The organism is Ochrobactrum sp. WV_118_8 (assembly GCF_039631535.1).
GTDB lineage: Bacteria > Pseudomonadota > Alphaproteobacteria > Rhizobiales > Rhizobiaceae > Brucella > Brucella anthropi.
Genome location: NZ_JBDIUZ010000002.1, coordinates 1,093,329 through 1,111,771, shown reverse-complemented (window position 1 = coordinate 1,111,771; position 18,443 = coordinate 1,093,329). Strand labels below are relative to the sequence as shown.

Genomic DNA, 18,443 nt, shown 5'->3' with positions numbered 1-18,443 from the left:
GGCATGAAAATCCGTAACAGGTGACTTGTGCAGGAGTCACCTGTCTGGATGGGTCTCTGGTGCAGATACTGGCAACGGCTCGTCTCAAGCCCGGCCGAGACGTTTACGCAATTCCTCATTCTCGGCGCGCAGTTTTGCAGCAAGTTCCTTGCGTAGTTTGAGGTTCTCCGCTTCAAGTGCAACCAAACTCGAAAGATCATCGCTGGACAAGCCCGTAGATGACACGGGTCTGTGCTTTGCAGCAGCGTTTTTCCAGTTGTAGTAGGTTTGTTCGCTCACTTCAGCCTGCTGCAAAGCAACCTTGAGAGTGGATTTTCCACCCTTTGTTGCTTTCTCGATAGAAGCGAGAATGGAGGCACGCTGAGCCGGCGTGTACTTGTTGCGCTTGCGCTCCAACGGCGGTAGTGTAGCGGGCTCAGCCTTTGAAGCAGCTTTGACCGCTTTAGCGGCCTTGATAGCAACTTTGGTTGCAGCTGGAGAAGAGGCGGTTCCAGTTCGTTTTGATTTTGGTGCGGCTTTTTTCCGCGGAGCGCGCGTCTTTGGTTGGTTGCCGACAGGTTCAGCATCATCAGTTTTCGTTACAGTCGGATTTGTGTCTGTAATCGTTTCATTAGCCACGTGGATTTTCTCCTGGTTTGCTAGTCGGAATTGGCTCGATCGTAGAATATATAGATCAATGCTTAATGTGGAAATAAGATCAAGCATTTCGTGGAGCGAATATTTTCGTAATCATGCCTTGGTCAAGCAATGGATTCGGAAAAAACAATCTGTAGGTAGTGATAAAAACTCCGCGAGCCAGCAGTTGACATAGTTCCTTGGATAGTTGTCACGGATGGCAACTCTGGTGTGCCATTTCATCGTCGCATATAAGAACAGGCGTATTGGGTTCTGTTGCAAACTTTTCGTCAATGGATGAACTGATAGGATACGGGCTTTTAATCAGCTGAGTGTTTTAGATGTTCAAAGGCCGCCATTTTGATAAATCAGTCATTCTCCTGTGTGTTCGGTGGTACCTGGCTTACAATTTGAGCCTGCGCAATCTCAAGGAGATGATGTCGGAGCGTGGCATTGGTCTCGATCATTCAACGGTCCATCGCTGGGTCATCCGCTTCAGCCCAAAACTGCTTGAACGGTTCAATCGAAAGAAGCGTCAGGTCACACGCAAATGGAATCTTGATGAGACTTACATCAAGGTCAAAGGCGAGTGGCTGTACTTATATCGTGCCATCGATAGCAATGGCGATACGGTTGAGTTCTATTTCAGCAAACATCGTGATCTGACTGCTGCTAAACGCTTTCTGCGTAAAGCTCTGGCCCGCCACGGTAGGCCGGAACGCATCACCATCGATGGAAGCGAGACCAACAGAATAGCTATAATGCAATGTGATGCTGAGAGCCGACTCAGACAGACTGGCAAACCTATTATCATTCGCTCCAGCAAATATATGAACAACACGATTGAGCAGGATCATCGTCGGATCAAACGACGCACACGCTGCATTCTTGGGTTCAAGTCAGAAACCGCTGCCGGCATCACACTCGCTGGTATCGAACTCATTCACATGATGCGTAAGCAGCAAGGCGTCTTTGAATATCAAAAAGCACTCTCTATCAAACAACAGTTCGAAGCACTCGCAGCATAATTACGTCCAGAGTTAAGCCGTGCTCAATTCAAATCAGATCTTTGCAACACAACCCTTCCGAGTGCGGTTCTAGAATGTAACCGCCAGTTTTACAGGCACCGGCAAACAGTTTGCCGGTGCCTGTTTTTACGATATTTCCTTGCATGGCGCGCGGCCTGGCTTTTAATTGGCGGAAATATCCATCGGTTTGATGGCCAAAGAAGCGACCTGTCTTCCGAATTTTCTCAATCACCCCTCGACTGTTGGCGTGTTCCACAGTTCCAAGTCGTTATTGTCGGCCTCGCCAAAAGCCTTCCTTGAACGCGCCTGGTCATTCTTCTGGCTCGCATCTTGCGCCTCGTCGCTGCTATCCAGCTCGAAGGCAGAAACGACGCTCAACGAGATCAATCGTATTGCCTGATCTATATGGGGTGCCGAGTTCCGGTGTTGTTGCAATTGCAACGCTGTGTTCCTTGTCCTGAGGCTGGTACTTGAATCCAAACTCATCATACTGAAGCAGAGCGCGTATGAAGAAAAACAAGGAGGCCCGCGTGAAGGGGAACAATGTATTTGCGATGCGACATATCTGGTTGCATGTATTTGTATTGGCGATCATCTGTATTTCAGAACTGGTTGGCATTCAGAAAATATCTATTGGGATAGGCGCCGTAATTTTCCTGCCGATGCTGTATGCGTTTACTCTTGGTGTCATTCTGAACCCGAGTATCTTGAAGGCGACGGGAAAAGTCCTGAAGTCCGATTCCGTCAAACTGTCAGGCACTATGATCACCATTTCTATTATGCCGTTTATTGCCAAGTTCGGCACGACGGTTGGTCCTCAAATCGAGAACATCATTGCTGCGGGACCTGCTTTGATTTTACAGGAAATCGGCAATCTGGGGACTATAGCCGTCGCTTTTCCTATCGCCGTATTCCTGCTGCGTATGGGACGAGAAACGATCGGGGCGACCTACTCCATCGATCGCGAGCCCAATCTCGCGCTTATTGCCGACAAGTACGGTCTGGATAGTCCGGAAGGCGCTGGAGTGATGGGGGTATACGCTACCGGAACGTTGATTGGCACGTTCGTTTTTGCCTTGATGCCACCGCTAGTCAACGGTCTGGGAATTTTCGATTTTCGTGCGTTGGCCATGTCGTGCGGTGTTGGTTCGGGCAGTATGCTCGCGGCCTGCACTGGTGGACTGGTGAGTGTTTTGCCAGAAAAGAAAGATCTCATTCTAGCTCTTGCTGCTGCGAGCAACATCCTCACCTATGCAACGGGACTTTATGTAGGCCTCTTTGTGGCGTTGCCGCTCACAGAATGGCTTTATAAGAAGTGCCGCCCCGAAGAATATTGCAACGCGGCATAAGGGAGAGACGGATGACTTCCAAATCAATGAAGAATACAATCGACAACCTGACTTTATCCGTCGAGACAACTGACGAACGCAAGATTGATATTGTCGAAAATGCCTTGCTCCTGGTCATTGCATGCTTTCTGGGTTTGGTTGCAAACTGGGTCGGAACAAATGTGACGCCGATCCAGGCGCTGCCCGGCATGCTCGTGCTTTATGCAGCATCTATCGGTGGCTTGATGCTGGCCCGCTTTATGCCTTTCTATTTGCCGAGTGTAGCATGGGTTTCCCTCATCGCCATTATCATCACTATTCCGGGCGTTCCGGGCGCTGATTATGTTCTGGCGAATGTCGGGGAATTAAATTTCCTGGCGCTCGCAACACCGGCGCTGGCCTACGGAGGGCTGGCGTTGACGCGTAACGAGTTCGAGATTGCCCGCCGCTCCGGATGGAAAATTGTCATCGTCGCTATTTGCGTAATGATCGGCACCTATCTTGGTTCGGTGGTAGTCGCTGATCTGGTATTGCGCATTACGGGTTAAACCGTCGCGTGGCAGGTTCGATCCCGGGCCTGCCACGAACGTGTAGGGGAAACGATATTATGCCTATTTTTCTCAGCGAAACAGATCTGGCAGAAGCGACGGCCTGGCGCCATGATCTCCATCGACATCCCGAAACTGCGTTCGAGGAAAACCGGACCTCAGCCTTCATAGCCGAAAAACTTCAGCTCTGGGGATTTAGCGTTCGCTCCGGTTTTGCTGGTACGGGCGTGATTGGTAGCTTGACGCGAGGGACATCGAAACGCGCAATCGGTATCCGCGCCGACATGGATGCCTTGCCAATCGTCGAAAAGAGCGGTGCCGATTATGTGTCGGAGACTTCCGGTAAAATGCATGCCTGCGGTCATGACGGGCATGTAACCATGGCTCTTGCTGCAGCAAAAGCTGTCAGCAAACTTGATTTTGATGGAACTGTGCACTTCATTTTCCAACCGGCGGAAGAGAACGAAGGTGGCGGTCGCGAAATGGTGCGCGAAGGGCTGTTTAAGGACTTTCCGGTTGATGCGGTTTACGGTCTTCACAATTGGCCAGCACTGGATGTTGGCACCTGTGTTGCCCGCGATGATGCGATGATGGCAGCCTTCGGTACGTTCGAGATCGAGTTGATCGGCAAGGGAGCGCACGGAGCGATGCCACATGAAGGCGCCGATCCGGTGGTCGCCGCCGCGCAACTGGTCACGGCATTGCAAACCATTGTCAGCCGGAATGTTTCGCCACTGGAATCTGCGGTTGTTTCGGTAACGCAGATGCATGGCGGTGATGCCTGGAACGTCATTCCGGAAAGTATGATCGTCCGTGGAACTACTCGCTGGTTCTTACCTGACGTCGGGGAGACGATTGTCCGCCGGATACAGGCGATTTCCACTTCAATTGCCGAAGGCTTTGACTGCACGGCGCGTGTTGCTTATGAAGAACGTTATCCATCGACGATCAATACAGCTGACAATGCCCGCAAAATCCGGAACCTGGCTGCTTCGCCCGATCTTGGTCTCAAGGTTCTTGACGAAGCCCCAAGCATGGCGGCGGAAGACTTTGCATTTATGCTGCAGGAGAAGCCGGGTTGTTATTTCTGGCTTGGTAGTCGTCGCGACGGTACCAATCCGGGCTTGCATTCGTCCTATTACGATTTCAATGACGCCCTGCTGCCAATAGGCGCCAATTTCTGGATCAAACTGGTTACAAGTGAACTGGCGGCCAGCTGATTACTGTCTGGCCCTGTTTCTATAGTCTATTCAACCTAGAAACCAACGAAGCAAAATGATGCCATGGAAACGCTTGATGCAAAAGAATTGCGGATGTTCATGGCGGTGGTCCGGATCGGATCAATCAGAGGTGCAGCCGAACATGTGAACGTTGCACCTTCCGTCGTGAGCCGTCAGATCGCCGAAACCGAGCGCAAGATTGGCTTGACTCTGTTTGAACGAAATGCGCGCGGCATGGCGTTGACTGAAGCGGGCGAGTTGGTTCTGGAGCATACTAGACGTGTTTTGGAAGAGCATAGCCTGCTTACCGAACAACTCGGGTTTCTCAGGGGCGTGCAACAACGGCGTGTCCGCATTCTTTGCGGGGAGGGATTTCTCGCCGATATCTTGCAATATGGACTTGGTTCATTCGTCAAAATCTATCCTGATGTGCAGTACGACATGCAGCTCGGCGGCACGGAAAGCGTTCTGGACGGGATTGCCAACGGGGATGCAGATATCGGAATTGCGTACAACCCGCTGGTCGATGCAAGGGTTCGCTCGCTTGCAATCTCGAAACAGCCGCTCTGTCTGGTCGCACCGCCAGAGCACCCTCTATTGGCCAAAGACAGGTTGGAACTGGCTGACTGCTCGGGTCTGCCCAATGCGTTACTAGGACCTGGCCATGGCATTACCCGGTTGGTCACCCGTGTTGCCGCCGATCGCGGTTTTGCAATCTCTCCCGTTGTCGAAACGACATCGATAGATGTTTTGAGACGGTTCGTAGTTGCCGGGCTTGGCATTACTTTTTTGCCGCGCTTTGCCGTCTCTACCGAATTGGAACGCGGAGCCGTAGCGATACGCGAATTGTCAGATCCGCTACTGGCCGAAGCTAGTGCACACCTGATGGTGCGGGCCCGGCGCCGTTTACCGCTTTCAGTCGAGCGACTGAGCGGGTTTCTCTCCAACAACATGGCAGCGTTTCGATAGATCCTTCAACGGACTGTTGCGTCGGATGAGACGCAGCGTTGCCTGTAAACCGGCTATGCCTCTGCCCCCTTTGGTGCGAGCCTTTCACCATTAATGATGCGACCAATCTGAGGGTTGGTCGATGAACAATGGAGACATGGAATGGCGCAACCTGAAAAGCCGGTAGTCGGTGTTGTTGGTCTTGGCAGTATGGGGCTCGGCATGGCTCAGACCCTTGTGGCAAAAGGGTTCGTTACGCTGGGGTTCGATCTATCAGCTGAGCGCAAGACACTTGCCCGAGCATCAAAAGTGATGCCTGCAGACACACTCGAGATGCTTTTCGAAGAATCTGAGTTTCTGGTTTTCTCTCTTCCGACGGCTCAGGATGTCGAGAATGTGGTCAACGCGCATATCCATCAGTTGACGGGCGGGCGCAGACGCGTAGTCATTATCGACACGTCGACCTCCGAGCCGGATGTCAGCCGCGCGCTGGCACAGAGGCTTGCTTCACTCGGACATGGCTTTCTTGATGCTCCTGTGAGCGGAGGCCCGGCCGGAGCCGCATCCGGCAAACTGACGATGATGATCGGGGGCAGCGATACTGATCTGGCGCTGGCGCAATCGGTTATCGAGGCAATGGCTGCCAAGGCCCTGCATGTGGGGCCTAGCGGAGCAGGTAATGTTGCAAAACTTGTCAACAACCTGCTGGCTGCGGCTCATATGGTGGCAACCAGCGAAGGCCTGAAACTTGCACTTGCCGCTGGAATAAGCCCTGAATCGGCCCTCCGTGTTCTGAACGCCGCTTCCGGTAAATCCATGATCAGCGAAGTTCACTTTCCAACCTGGATAATGAACGACCGTTTCGACAGCGGCTTTTCGATGGGGTTAATGCGCAAGGATGTACGGCTGGCACAAGAGATGGCTGAACGCGCAGGCGTGGACAATCCGCTGACATCGGTTGTGGCAAAACTCTGGGCTGGTTCGGAGCATCTCAAGGACAGTGATGACTTCACCCGAATGGGCGCTTTTCAGCCTAATTCATCAAGGTAAGGACCAGAATTATGACGCGACTACATGATCCCAAAGAACAAGCCGCACGTATTGCTCAAATTTTCGAGAGTTTCTTTCCGAAGAGAGAGATTGGCAGTTTTGTGAACGGTGAGATAGTTGCCGGAAGTGGCAACGAGCAAAATCTGACGGACCCGGCGACCGGTATAGTTTTTGCCTCATTCAAGGATGCAGACCAGTCGATTATCGATGCGGCGATGGACAGTGCGGCTCGTGCTCAAAGGGAATGGATGGCACTGACGGCATCAGCCCGCGGTCGCGTAATGAACCAAATCGCCCGCTGTATCCGCGAACATGCACCGTTGATCGCCGAAATCGAGAGCCGTTCCGCCGGTCGCCCCATCCGCGACATTCGCGGCGAGGCGGTCCGTGTGGCAGAGATGTTTGAATATTATGCCGGCTGGTGCGACAAGCTCTATGGTGATGTTATTCCAGTACCAAGCAGCCATCTCAACTATACCCGGCATGAACCAATTGGTGTGGTCACGCAGATTACGCCGTGGAATGCCCCCCTTTTTACTGGTGGATGGCAGATCGCACCCGCAATCTGTGCCGGAAATGGCGTTGTCATCAAACCTTCCGAGCTAACCCCACTTTCCACACTCATCCTGGGGCTGATGTGCGAGCAGGGTGGTGCTCCGCGCGGATTGGTAAACGTGATTGCAGGCCAAGGTCCAACTGCCGGACAGGCAGCCGTATCCCATCCACGTACGGGTTTGGTGGTTTTTGTCGGGTCAGCACAGGCCGGATCAGCGATTGCGTCGACTGCTGCAAAAAATGTGGTTCCGTGTATTTTGGAACTGGGCGGAAAATCCGGCAATATTGTTTTCCCCGATGCCAATCTGGATCGCGCGATTGTTGGTGCGCAGTCGGCTATCTTCAGCGGAGCGGGGCAAAGCTGCGTTTCCGGGTCACGCTTGCTAGTTCACCGGTCCATCCACAAGGCGTTTGTGGAGCGCTACGTTGATGCTGCCAATCGTATTGTTGTCGGAGACCCGTTTAACAATAACTCGCATGTCGGTCCGATCAACAACGCGCGTCAATGGATGAAGATTGATCAGATGGTTCGGGATGGTGTGGCCGAAGGTGCGATACTTGTGGCAGGTGGAAAGAAACCTGACGCACTGGAGGAAACCGGGGGCTACTACTATGCGCCGACAATCCTTGATCGAGTTGAACCGGCAATGACGATTGCCAGGGAAGAGGTGTTCGGTCCGGTTGTCTCTGTCATGCCTTTTGACGACGAGGCGGAAGCAATTGCGCTCGCCAACGACAATCCCTACGGTCTCGCAGGTGCCGTTTGGACCGAGAATGTCGCGCGGGCTCATCGTGTTGCAGCCAGCGTGCGGGCCGGAACCTTCTGGATCAATGGTTATAAAACAATCTCGGTCATGTCGCCGTTTGGCGGTTTCGGCCGCAGCGGTTACGGTCGCTCGAGCGGCAAGGATGCGCTGATGGCTTATACGCAAGCAAAGAGTATCTGGGTGGAGACAGCCGAAAACCCAACGGTAACGTTCGGTTACTCGCCAGAAGCATAACTGGAGGAATGGCAGCAAGGTGTTGCAATCATGGACCGATTACAAATCTTGCTGCCGCCTCTTCCGAGCGAAGCCGGTCTCAAGGAGGCGGATCGGAACTCCTGGGACCCGGGCTTGGCCGACAGGTTGCTGGTCTTGTTACTTGGTGGTGTAACCGCCGTTCACGAGGATTGTCTGGCCCGTCATCCACCAGCCATCGGAGACAAGAAAACGGATATAAGGAACGATGTCCTCAATGTCGGTAAGTCCGGTCTTTGAGAAGGTGGAGAGCGCCGCCGCCGTTTTATGATAGGCTTGGGCCTCGGCGCTTTCCTGGCCGTAAAAGAACGGTGTGTCCATCGGTCCGGGCCCGATGGCCGTCACCGAAATCCCGCGCTCACCGAACTCTTTCGAGGCCGCACGCGTGAAGTGCTCGACAGGCGCCTTGGTGCCGGCATAGCTCGAGTAGAAGGGCGTGAACGCACCGAGCAGGGAGGTAACGAGTGTCACCAGCTTGCCGTTGTCGTTGAGATGCTTGCCGGCTTCCTTGATAAAGAAGAAAGCACTCTTGGCGTTGACGGCGCTCATCTCGTCATATTCGGCTTCGGAAATCTCAACAATCGGCTTTTTGAGTACCTTGCCGACCGTGTTGATTGCAATATCCGGTCTGCCGATAGCGGCGACAGCATCTGCGAAAAGCTTTTCGACAGCGCCTGCCGTCGTCATGTCGGCCTTGATGGCGACACAATCGGCGCCGGCTGTCTTGAGCGCCGCCACCGTTGCTTCAGCATCGGCTTTGGTCGCCGGACTGTTGTAGTGGATAGCGATCGCTTTCGCGCCCTGTGCTGCAAGATCGCGGGCGATCAGTCCGCCGAGATTTTTTGCCCCACCGGCGATGATAACAGTTTTGCCCTTGATGCTGTGATCGGTCATGAGGTGGCCTCCTTAGCCAACGTGCGACCACACCAACGGCCGCTTTCGTCGGGAAAAGATATCGTCTATAATTTCGGTATAAAGATTATCATTCTGACTTCACTTGTCAGAAAAGCAGTACAATAAGGATTCCCGTGTACCTTGGACCGCATTGATCTGTTCCGTATTTTCACCCGTGTCGTTGAATGTGCGAGCTTCACCCGTGCCGCCGACACGCTTGGCGTGCCGCGCTCCTCCGTTTCCGCCGCGGTTCAGGAGCTTGAAGGACGGGTTGGGGCGCGGCTGCTTCATCGCACCACCCGCAAGGTTTCGCCGACCCAGGACGGGACGGCTTTTTACGATCGTTGTCAACGTGTTATCGCCGATGTTGAGGAAACGGAAAATCTATTCCGACAGAGTGCAGCTCAACCATCGGGCAGGCTGCGCATTGATGTCCCCGGTCGGATTGGTCGCCTGATCATAGCGCCAGCGCTTCCGGAGTTCCTTGAGCGCTATCCACAGATTGACATCGACCTTGGAGTTACGGATCGTGCGGTGAATCTGGTGGAGGATAGCGTGGATTGTGTTGTCCGCGTCGGTCTCTTGAGCGATTCAGGCCTGATTGCTCGCCCAATCGGCAGATTGGCCCTGATCAATGTCGCAAGCCCCGCCTATCTGGCGAGACATGGAACCCCAAGGGAAATAAACGATCTCGACAAGCATTGGGCTGTCAACTACGCATCACCGTCGAGCGGTCGCGTTGAGGACTGGGAATGGCTGGAAGACGGAACCTTGCGCACCTTGCCGATGCGCGGGAGGGTCACCGTCAACAGCGCTGAGGCCTACATTGCCTGCTGTCTCGCCGGGCTCGGGGTGATCCAGATTCCGGCTTACGATGTGCGAAGCCATCTCGATGCCGGTGAACTCGTTGAGCTGATGCCTGACTATCGCGCCGAACCGATGCCAATGACGCTGCTCTATTCGCATAAGCAACATCTCTCACGCCGGCTGCATGTGTTTGCCGAGTGGCTTGAGACTTTGCTAAAGCGAGAACTCCTGGATAGCCGGGGCGCATCATAAGCCGATCAATGTTAACATTGGGGTTAAGCAATTCCTGATCATTGAACGGACGCCTTCTGTCTGCCAAAGGGCGGCTCTGCCAAGCAAGCTGCAAACCGTGGCGTTTGATAGCGGGAAAGCCAAAATGGCTTTCAGTCGAGTGTTCGCAAGTGCCCGAGAATCCGTATCCGTATTTCCTTGCCGCTGCGTATAAATCTTCGCGCAGTGTCGGGGAGGTGGGTAGCTGGAGATTGATAGCGAGATGATCGATCAATTGCGTTGGTGCAACTGGAACGGTAGATGCGGAACTCAATCTCGCGGTCAATGACTTAAAGATATAAACATCTCTTTATATTCTATTGACATTATGTGGCCGATGCAGGAAGATTGTAATGCCTAGGTTCTCCGGCTGTCGTGTTCGATACGCCGGAGCTAAGAGGGAAGTCCGTGCCCCGTCTCATTCGGGAAAGCCGGCGCTGCCCCCGCAACTGTAAGCGGCAAGCTGACGTCCAGATTGTCACTGGGGTTCTCCCTGGGAAGACGGACGAGAGCAATGACCCGCGAGCCAGGAGACCTGCCTTGGCAAAATAACGTCCACGGGCGGGGTGTCCCGGTGTGCCGTAGCGAAGACCGTCTAACGGTCTGTTTTGCTATGTGTCCGCTGACCCATGCCCCCAACTTATTGGGGTAAGCCATGTCTCAAACCGCAATTCCAGTCGCCGCCAGGGGCGGGCCGGTCGTCGATCGCCCGCGGATCACGATGCGTCACGACTTTACATTCCGCGTCAAGAGCCATCATTTTGATGAGAACTATCTCCCCTTGGACAGTACGCGTATCACGACGAATTTTGCCAATTTGGCCAGAGGAGAAAATCGCCAGGAGAACCTGCGCAACGCCTTGAGGATGATTGACAACCGTTTCAACGCGCTGGTGCATTGGGACAACCCAACAGGCGATCGCTATTCCGTTAAACTCGAGATTATTTCGGTGGAGATGGTCATTGATGCGGAAGGCAGCAAGAATACTTTCCCACTCATTGAAATATTGAGAGCGAATATCGTCGATCGGAAGACAAATGAACGCGTCGAAGGTATCGTTGGGAACAATTTCTCTTCTTACGTGCGTGATTATGACTTCAGCGTCGTGCTGCCCGAATACAATAATGGTCGCACCACGTTCAGCATTCCGGATGACTTCGGGGACCTCCATGGAAAACTGTTCAAATGCTTCCTCAACTCGAATACTTACAAAGAGCAGTTTCGTAAGCCGCCAGTCATATGCCTGAGTGTCTCCAGCAGTAAAACATATCATCGTACTGGAAATCGCCATCCTGTATTGGGCGCAGAATATCAACAAAATGAACTGTCTTTGACGGATCAGTATTTCCAGAAAATGGGGTTAAAGGTACGCTTCTTCATGCCGCCGAACAGCGTTGCGCCGTTTGCCTTCTATTTTGTCGGCGATCTCCTCGGCGATTATACCAATCTTGAACTCATCAGCACGATCAGCACGATGGAAACCTTTCAGAAGATCTATAGACCCGAGATTTATAACGCCAATTCCGTGGCCGGGGCCTGTTATCAGCCAGATTTGAACCATCAGGACTATTCACTGACTCGCATTGTCTACGATCGCGAAGAGCGTAGCAGGCTTGCTGTTGAGCAGGGGAGGTTTGCTGAGGAGCACTTCATGAAGCCATATAAGACCGTTCTTGAAGAATGGTCTGCCAATTACTCCCTTTAGTAAGTCGATACATAAGGTCGCCCATCATGAAAAAACTGTTGCCCACATCTACCGCTGGTAGCTTGCCTAAACCTTCGTGGCTTGCACAACCTGAGAAACTCTGGTCCCCCTGGAAATTGCAGGATGAGCAGTTGATTGAAGGTAAACGGGATGCCCTGCGTCTGGCATTGGACGATCAGCGACAGGCAGGCATTCACATCGTCAGTGACGGCGAGCAAACACGCCAGCATTTTGTCACGACGTTTATCGAGCACCTTGACGGAGTTGACTTTGAAAAGCGTGAAACGGTCAGGATCCGCAATCGCTATGATGCGAGTGTGCCGACAGTCGTTGGTGCTGTATCGCGTCCAAAGCCGGTTTTTGTCGAAGACGCCCAGTTCTTACGTCAGCAGACCCGGCAGCCCATCAAATGGGCCTTGCCGGGGCCAATGACCATGATCGATACGCTCTATGATGCATATTATAAAAGTCGAGAGAAGCTGGCCTGGGAATTCGCCAAGGCCCTCAATGACGAAGCGAGGGAACTGGAGGCTGCCGGTGTCGATATCATCCAGTTCGACGAACCGGCGTTTAACGTCTTCTTTGACGAGGTGAATGATTGGGGCGTCGAAACCCTCGAGAAGGCAATGGAGGGGCTTCGGTGCGAGACTGCCGTGCATATTTGCTATGGTTACGGCATCAAGGCCAATACAGATTGGAAAAAGACCCTGGGAACAGAGTGGCGGCAATATGAGGAAACATTCCCCAAGCTACAGAAATCGAGTGTCGATCTAATCTCGCTGGAATGCCATAACTCGCATGTTCCAATCGAACTTATCGAACTTGTTCGAGGCAAGAAGGTGATGGTGGGCGCCATCGACGTGGCAACCAACGCCGTGGAAACCCCGGAGGAAGTTGCCAACACTCTGCGGAAAGCCCTTAAGTTCGTCGATGCCGACAAGCTCTATCCTTGCACGAACTGCGGCATGGCACCCTTGTCTCGTCAAGTGGCGACTGGAAAGCTGCGGGCCTTGAGTGCAGGTGCGGAGATTATCAGAAGAGAGCTTTCGGCCTAGTGCTGGCTGAGCAACAGGTGGTCGCCATGACTATGGTGGAGCGTCGCTTCGAAATTGTTGATAGAGCCACGTTTCACAATGACGTGGCGCTCCTCGGCTCGACAGTCAAGGTTGCAGCGAAACTTCTCTTAACGGATTGCCGCCATCGATGAACAGCCTGCCCGTTGGTTTCAGTGCAGCCCTGATGCTCTTGATTGCAAGCCTGGTGACTTCTGGATGACGGCCATCCAGTGCACCGACGCGCATTGCGAACGCCATGTCGAAAAGTTCATCACGTGCTGAAAGCTTGAGATGTTCAATTGCCACCTGCCTAAACTCCAGGCGGCCTGATTCAATTTCTTGCTCTGATCCGGTGCGCGCCAGGCGTATCGCCTTTTCGGACCGATCTATGGCAAGCACGAAGCCGCTTCCAATGTTTCGACTGACCTCTCGTGCGGCAACACCTGGACCACATCCGATTTCGAGTATGCGAAGCCCCTCCTTCAACGGAAGGGCGTTCACAAAATCGGCGATCCTCGGCGAAACAGCAGCGGGCATTTAGGAGTATTACGTCAGATCTGCTTTCATCGCCACTCATTCTGGTAGATTGCCGCCTCTGGTGTCACAAAACTCCCAAACCCTGCAACACCTTTCGTTGCCGATTTGTGAAGGGAGCAATTCTCAATCAGGAACTATCGCCTTCACGACGACAGCGTGAGCTTGCGCTACGACGAGCGCGCGATGTTGAATGCCTACCTAGTTGTTCCGCGAGGGGGAACATTTATAAAGGGTCGTTATTCAAGGAGCATGTCGAGCACACAGATTATCCCCCGATGGTAGTCTGTGTAGCTGGGCTGACGTCGAGGGCATGGTCAGGAAGACGGCTGACGTGTTTGGCTGAATTGACGCATTCGACAACAGTGCGGGCATGTCGATTGCCTTGCTGGCCATCTCAAGGAAGCACATCCGAATTGTAGCCCGTGGTTAAATCTCACAGAGTGAGCAAAGGCTTTATTTCGTTTTGCTGGGCCGCAGACCATAAATGGATCCGATTGACAATATCCTGGGGAGCTGTCGGTAGCGCTTTGTTTGGAATTACTGCGACAGTGCCTTGAAAAACCAGGATCAGATTGTCTGACTGCAAGATTGCATGATGGTACATCGCCCAACTCAGTTCGATCGTATAGATTCGTGTGGCCTGTCTGAAGCCCGTTGGTCCAATTTTGACATGGAAGTGAGGAGAGAAGGCAAGCTCCTGTTCGATATTCCAGTGCGCTATGGTTTCACTATATTCGCGATTTGACTTTTTCGAGCCGATCCACAGGACAAGCCATACAGCAATTGCGACAAGAGGCGCAGGCGCTAGGATCCAATAATCAAGGCTGGCCCGTGCCCCGGGGATAAATGCCAACGTTACAGAACAAATGAGGCCGGCAACAACGGCGGACCAAAAGGAAAGGTTCGTTCTGATCCACCAGAAATGCCGATCCCACGACCGGTCGAACATCATCCGGTAATTTTGATAGGCCTGATGTTCAAAGCCCAGAACATAGTCCGGTATCTGATCCACGTTCGGCGCATAGGTGATAGTAATGCTACGATCGTCAGCCATTCTTACCGTTTCTCTATCTCGTTGGGGCAGTGGCACATTCGAACAAGAAGCACTTCTGAACTCGGCATTTCAAGGAAAGAGCAGGTTTCTGCAGAATGATCATTTTGCCACCTAAAGAGGATGTTTCGGGAGAACAATGTCAATCTGGTGCCGAAGCTCCCGATGCGCCGTAGTCTGACGAATGAACTTTGGGTGTGGGATCAACCTGATCCGGTAACTGAACAAAGCCGGCTTTGATACTCGAGCTGCGGTGGGGAACGGATTCAGTTTTTTGCTTCAAGGCGGACCCCGAGAACAGATTAGTTGCGGTTGAATCGAATGGAATCCAGCTGCCCGATCATCACTGCAAGTCCAAAACAAACTGATCCGAGTCCAAATGATATTGTCCCCAGTATCAATCGCTGCGTTGAAGGGTCGTCAATGATAAACAACAGACCAATCACGATCTGGATCACGGCGAGAGCAAAAACTACTATTTTCATTATCTGTCCGAACTGACTAATCTGGATGAAAACTGGAGCGGCTATGGTGCGCGCCGGATCTTGTGGCAAAATTACTTGACCACGGCAGCGCAGTCGAACTTGATGGCATCAATGTCACCCGAGGCAACATTGTATTCGCTAACCTGCAGAAAGGAACAGATGTAAATTTTCTCTTCATTCTGCAAAAATACATAGTTTCCCGTCGCCGATTTAATTTCATAACCCTGCTCAGCGAGATCCAGAATTGTGGGCTTTCTTTCCGCGTTCGCGCTAGCAGTGGTGGCAATTGCAATAATGAAGGCGGTGTAAAAAAGTTTCATTTTATTTTCGTGCCTGGATTGGACTGTGCGATTGATTGGGGTGAATCCACACAATACTTATGGCGAAGCCGTGTTCAACTGAAAATTGGTTCCTGTTTGGCGCAGATCGTATCCACGATTTCCGTGTCGCAAACTTTCACAATGCATAATGTTTGATTCTGCTCTCCTGTATGTTGAGTATCTGGTTTGTCAGAATAAAAATGTCTTTTCAAATCGAAGTGCCGGCCGTCACAAGAAGGATAAGTTCGAGCGGGCGGGCGATTTGCGCTCCGACTGTCCTCAGGCCGGATTTACGCACGTCACACGGTTGAGGCCGGGGCACCGTTGCGTGCTGATGCCAGAAGGGTCGTAGGTCTATTGCCCGTTTCCTCACCCGTTGCCTTCGGTCTAACCGATAGAGTTTCGTTCTTTTCTACGTCGTCGTGCACATCTTCGCATTGATGAGGGAATGGTTTGCTCGCGGAGTTCTAAAAGTCCGTTTTATCGCTTTTCCTGTATAGAGCTCAGCAACCCTTGTAGAAAACTATTCGTACAAAGCTGCAATATCAGATGGTTTCCCTTCCATCCGTATTTGGAAACCATCTGATGCAGGTTTTTCATCGCGTCACATCTGCGGTCGGGATAGCGGATCCGGCTTGCCAATGTTCTGCGTGATTGCTTCGACAACCGGTAAATCCGGTGCCGACACGCTTTGTCCGTCCAGTATCCTGCGGGCGCGATCCTTATCAATATCGCCTACCCAGGATGCGATGACGACGGTTGCCACGCAATTGCCGATATAGTTGCCGAGTGCGCGCGCAATGCCCATGAACCAATCCACCGAGAGTACAAGGACCAGCCCTATGGCAGGGATGCTGGGGATGGCTGCCAGCGTCGCGGCAAGAATGACAATCGCCGAACCCGGCACGCCATGAGCACCTTTGGACGTTACCAAAGCAACACCGAGAATTGCCAGGAGATCGCCGAACGCAAGTGGGGTATTCGTGGCTTGGGCTATGAATACGGCGGCAAGTGTCAATTATATCGAGAATGCGTCAAGGTTGAACGAATACCCGGTTGGGATGACGAGGCCGACTGTGGAGTCTTTTATACCCAGATGTTCAAGTTTGCGCATGGTCTGGGGCAAGACTGCATCGCTCGAGGCTGTACCCGCAACAATACTGACTTCAGTGCGCAAATAGCGCAGCAGCTTCACGATGCTGAAACCGGCAGCCCTCAGTATGGAACCGAGTACGATGGCGACGAAAAGCGCAATTGTCAGGTAGAACAAAACCACCAGGTAGCCCAGTTGCGCCAATGATCCGATGCCGTACCTGCCGACTGTGTAGGCTATGGCGCCAAATACGCCAAACGGTGCCAGGCGAACGATAAATGCCATGATTTTGAAGACGACTTCGCCAGCCATCTCGATGATATGGAGAAGCGGCCTGGCGCGCTCGCCAACTTGTGCAAGTGCGCAACCAAAGAGGATAGCAACCAGAAGTACCTGCAGGATGTCACCCTGGACGAAACCACTCACAATCGTGGTGGGTATGAGCTTCATCAGGAACTCTACCGTGCCGCCGCTGGAGACATCGTGTGCCTTTTCCACATAGGTGGAAAGGGCGGACGCATCGAGCTTGCTGACATCGATGTTCATGCCGTGGCCCGGACCAAAGACATATGCAACAACGATGCCGAGCGCGAGCGCGATTGTGGTGACGACCTCGAAATAGATAAGAGCCCGGACGCCGACGCGCCCAACCTTGGTGAGGCTGCCAGCGCCAGCAATTCCATGTACAACCACACAAAAGACAATCGCTGGAACCAGTATCTTGATCAGTTTGATAAAACCATCGCCGAGCGGTTTCATTTGCATCGCCATGTCAGGTATGAAGAAGCCAGCGGTGACACCGAGAACAAGTGCTATGCACACCTGTCCGAGCAAGGACTTTGACCAATTCGGCATTTAAGTTCCTCCCAATCAAGAAGGGGGAATGATTTTCGCGAAAGCCTGCGAACAACGGCCTCCACGATAGCGTCGCCTTAACCGGCTGGTTTGAATTGACTTGTTATTCAAGCGTCATGACCGAAGCCCGACATGCCCACTTCAAACGCCACCGATTTCCTGCCGAGATCATCGCACATGCGGTGTGGCTCCATTATCGGTTCCCGTTGAGCCTGCGCGACGTGGAATATCTGTTGGCGGAGCGCGGCATCATCGTCACGTTTCAGACCGTCGCCGAGTGGGCGGCGAAATTCGGCTTGAAGTTCGCTCATCAATTCCGCCGCCGCTCACGAGGCCACTTTGCCGACAAGTGGCAGCTCGATGAGATGGTGGTGACGATCAAGGGAAAGAAATACTGGCTGTGGCGCGCCGTAGATGCCAACGGTTACGTCCTCGATGCCCTGCTGCAAAGCCGAAGGAGCAAGGTAGCAGCGCTTCGTTTGATGAGAAAACTGCTCAAGGGCCCGGGGGACCACCCCGCGTGATGGTAACCGATAAGCTGCGTTCCTATTCGGCCGCGAAGGCCGAGTTGATGCCTGGCGTCGAACATCGCTCGCACAAGAGATTGAACAATCGAGCTGAGAATTCGCATCTACCAGTACGACGACGAGAGCAACGTATGATGCGCTTCAAGTCCGCGCGACAATGTCAACGCTTCGTCTCAACTCACGGCCAGACCGCCAATCTGTTTCTCCTTCACCGCAAATGCTTGACCGCCGACGAACACCGCCAACTCCGCGCAATCGCCGTCACTACCTGGCGTGAAATCGCATTGTCGACTGCGCTCTGAAATTCGCCCTTCAAGAACTCACGACGTCCGCAATCGGTTAAGGCGACGCCACCCTCGTAGGTTCTTCAGTCCCTGAAAAAGCCCGCAGTCAATGAGAATGTTATTCGCATTGAATGAGAGCAAGAATTTTGAACCGGTCACAGTTCCGGCTCCCCCCAGAAACTTCAGCTTCAGCACAGTTTGTCTTCCTTCTTCAAGGGCCAGAGGATTTAATCATTCGATACGGCTTTC

General features: G+C 52.8%; 16 protein-coding genes, 2 pseudogenes and 1 riboswitch. Of the genes and pseudogenes, 11 read left to right on the top strand and 7 right to left on the bottom strand.

Annotated features, from left to right (window positions below):
• Positions 1 to 84 precede the first annotated feature (84 nt).
• The gene (locus ABDF71_RS19240) at positions 85 to 618 is read right to left on the bottom strand and encodes a transposase (protein ID WP_029928555.1); all 534 of its coding nucleotides are present in this window, start codon (positions 616 to 618) and stop codon (positions 85 to 87) included.
• Between the two features lie 338 nt (positions 619 to 956).
• Between ABDF71_RS19240 and ABDF71_RS19235 the strand changes: the two genes are divergently transcribed.
• On the top strand, positions 957 to 1,643 hold the full coding sequence (locus ABDF71_RS19235; protein WP_029928553.1) for an IS6 family transposase: 687 nt from the start codon (positions 957 to 959) through the stop codon (positions 1,641 to 1,643).
• Positions 1,644 to 1,871: 228 nt separating this feature from the next.
• On the opposite strand, the gene ABDF71_RS19230 is transcribed toward ABDF71_RS19235, so the two are convergent.
• The gene (locus ABDF71_RS19230; RefSeq protein ID WP_192800548.1) at positions 1,872 to 2,030 is read right to left on the bottom strand and encodes a hypothetical protein; all 159 of its coding nucleotides are present in this window, start codon (positions 2,028 to 2,030) and stop codon (positions 1,872 to 1,874) included.
• Between the two features lie 119 nt (positions 2,031 to 2,149).
• Here ABDF71_RS19230 and ABDF71_RS19225 point away from each other — a divergent pair, with 119 nt between their 5' ends.
• The 6 genes from ABDF71_RS19225 (at position 2,150) to ABDF71_RS19200 (ending at position 8,293) form a co-directional block, all read left to right on the top strand.
• Entirely contained in the window at positions 2,150 to 2,992 is an 843-nt protein-coding gene (locus ABDF71_RS19225) for a DUF3100 domain-containing protein (protein WP_094515214.1), read from the top strand.
• 11 nt (positions 2,993 to 3,003) lie between these two features.
• The gene (locus ABDF71_RS19220; RefSeq protein WP_094515215.1) at positions 3,004 to 3,519 is read left to right on the top strand and encodes a hypothetical protein; all 516 of its coding nucleotides are present in this window, start codon (positions 3,004 to 3,006) and stop codon (positions 3,517 to 3,519) included.
• Between the two features lie 59 nt (positions 3,520 to 3,578).
• Positions 3,579 to 4,739 carry a M20 aminoacylase family protein gene (locus ABDF71_RS19215; protein WP_500061702.1) on the top strand — a complete coding sequence of 387 codons (1,161 nt, stop codon included), beginning with the start codon at positions 3,579 to 3,581 and terminating at the stop codon, positions 4,737 to 4,739.
• A 63-nt stretch (positions 4,740 to 4,802) separates the two neighbouring features.
• Complete coding sequence (locus ABDF71_RS19210) at positions 4,803 to 5,708, top strand: LysR family transcriptional regulator (protein ID WP_010660411.1); 906 nt, start codon at positions 4,803 to 4,805, stop codon at positions 5,706 to 5,708.
• Between the two features lie 141 nt (positions 5,709 to 5,849).
• Positions 5,850 to 6,737: an NAD(P)-dependent oxidoreductase gene (locus tag ABDF71_RS19205; RefSeq protein WP_010660410.1), complete on the top strand. Its 888-nt coding sequence runs from the start codon at positions 5,850 to 5,852 to the stop codon at positions 6,735 to 6,737.
• Between the two features lie 11 nt (positions 6,738 to 6,748).
• Positions 6,749 to 8,293, top strand: coding sequence for an aldehyde dehydrogenase family protein (locus ABDF71_RS19200; protein ID WP_094515217.1), 1,545 nt, complete (start codon positions 6,749 to 6,751; stop codon positions 8,291 to 8,293).
• Positions 8,294 to 8,431: 138 nt separating this feature from the next.
• Here ABDF71_RS19200 and ABDF71_RS19195 read toward each other — a convergent pair whose 3' ends face one another.
• Positions 8,432 to 9,205, bottom strand: a complete 774-nt coding sequence (locus ABDF71_RS19195) for an SDR family oxidoreductase (protein WP_094515218.1) — start codon at positions 9,203 to 9,205, stop codon at positions 8,432 to 8,434.
• 141 nt (positions 9,206 to 9,346) lie between these two features.
• On the opposite strand from ABDF71_RS19195, the gene ABDF71_RS19190 reads away from it, so the two are divergent.
• The 3 genes from ABDF71_RS19190 to ABDF71_RS19180 all read left to right on the top strand — a co-directional run bounded on the left by ABDF71_RS19190 (position 9,347) and on the right by ABDF71_RS19180 (position 13,042).
• Positions 9,347 to 10,264, top strand: coding sequence for a LysR family transcriptional regulator (locus ABDF71_RS19190; protein ID WP_010660407.1), 918 nt, complete (start codon positions 9,347 to 9,349; stop codon positions 10,262 to 10,264).
• 360 nt (positions 10,265 to 10,624) lie between these two features.
• A riboswitch (cobalamin riboswitch) is annotated at positions 10,625 to 10,839 on the top strand.
• 164 nt (positions 10,840 to 11,003) lie between these two features.
• Positions 11,004 to 11,987, top strand: a complete 984-nt coding sequence (locus tag ABDF71_RS19185; RefSeq protein WP_094515267.1) for a DUF1852 domain-containing protein — start codon at positions 11,004 to 11,006, stop codon at positions 11,985 to 11,987.
• A 26-nt stretch (positions 11,988 to 12,013) separates the two neighbouring features.
• Positions 12,014 to 13,042: a methionine synthase gene (locus ABDF71_RS19180; protein ID WP_094515268.1), complete on the top strand. Its 1,029-nt coding sequence runs from the start codon at positions 12,014 to 12,016 to the stop codon at positions 13,040 to 13,042.
• A gap of 105 nt (positions 13,043 to 13,147) precedes the next feature.
• On the opposite strand, the gene ABDF71_RS19175 is transcribed toward ABDF71_RS19180, so the two are convergent.
• From ABDF71_RS19175 to ABDF71_RS19160, 4 genes and pseudogenes are all read right to left on the bottom strand, one after another.
• Positions 13,148 to 13,579, bottom strand: a complete 432-nt coding sequence (locus ABDF71_RS19175) for a class I SAM-dependent methyltransferase (protein WP_010660404.1) — start codon at positions 13,577 to 13,579, stop codon at positions 13,148 to 13,150.
• A 433-nt stretch (positions 13,580 to 14,012) separates the two neighbouring features.
• Entirely contained in the window at positions 14,013 to 14,633 is a 621-nt protein-coding gene (locus ABDF71_RS19170; RefSeq protein WP_029928543.1) for a hypothetical protein, read from the bottom strand.
• 553 nt (positions 14,634 to 15,186) lie between these two features.
• Positions 15,187 to 15,435, bottom strand: a complete 249-nt coding sequence (locus ABDF71_RS19165; RefSeq protein ID WP_010660401.1) for a hypothetical protein — start codon at positions 15,433 to 15,435, stop codon at positions 15,187 to 15,189.
• 604 nt (positions 15,436 to 16,039) lie between these two features.
• Positions 16,040 to 17,383 (bottom strand): annotated as a pseudogene (locus tag ABDF71_RS19160) (C4-dicarboxylate transporter DctA).
• A 116-nt stretch (positions 17,384 to 17,499) separates the two neighbouring features.
• Here ABDF71_RS19160 and ABDF71_RS19155 point away from each other — a divergent pair.
• A pseudogene (locus ABDF71_RS19155) lies at positions 17,500 to 18,212 on the top strand (IS6 family transposase).
• The last annotated feature ends 231 nt before the right edge of the window (positions 18,213 to 18,443 follow it).